This is a genomic window from Psychrobacter sp. 1Y4 (genome assembly GCF_051847555.1).
In genome coordinates, this window is record NZ_JBPYDE010001128.1 from 1 (window position 1) to 523 (window position 523).

Annotated in this window: 1 protein-coding gene; it reads left to right on the top strand. The window is 42.3% G+C overall.

Annotated elements, in window-relative coordinates; translation table 11 throughout:
* Window positions 1-99 precede the first annotated feature (99 nt).
* Window positions 100-523 (top strand): elongation factor P (locus ACS8FC_RS20765; protein ID WP_439298176.1); only part of this gene is annotated, 424 nt, incomplete at its 3' end.

Sequence of the window (523 nt, forward strand, 5' to 3'; positions counted from 1 at the left end):
TATACCGCTAATACGTAAGCACTTGGCTTGGCAGCAACTTTTGGTACAGTCAGCCTCATATCTATCTACTACCATATCTACAACCCCTAGGAGTCTCTTGTGGCAAGTTTTTCTACTAATGAATTTAAAGCTGGTCTAAAAGTCATGCTTGATGGCAACCCTTGTGCCATTCTTGAAAACGAGTTTGTTAAGCCTGGTAAAGGTCAAGCCTTTAACCGCGTTAAGCTGCGTAATCTTCGTAGTGGTAAAGTATTGGAGCAAACGTTCAAATCAGGCGACAGCTTAGAAGCCGCTGATGTGATGGATACCGAAATGAACTATCTATACAACGATGGCGAGTTTTGGCATTTTATGCATCCTGAAAGCTTTGAGCAGATCCAAGCTGACAAAAACGCCATAGGCGATGCACCCAAATGGCTAAAAGAGAACAGTAATGCACTGTGTATCATTACTTTATTCAATGGCGCGCCTTTATCAGTAACGCCGCCTAATTTCGTTGAATTACAAATCACAGAAACCGATC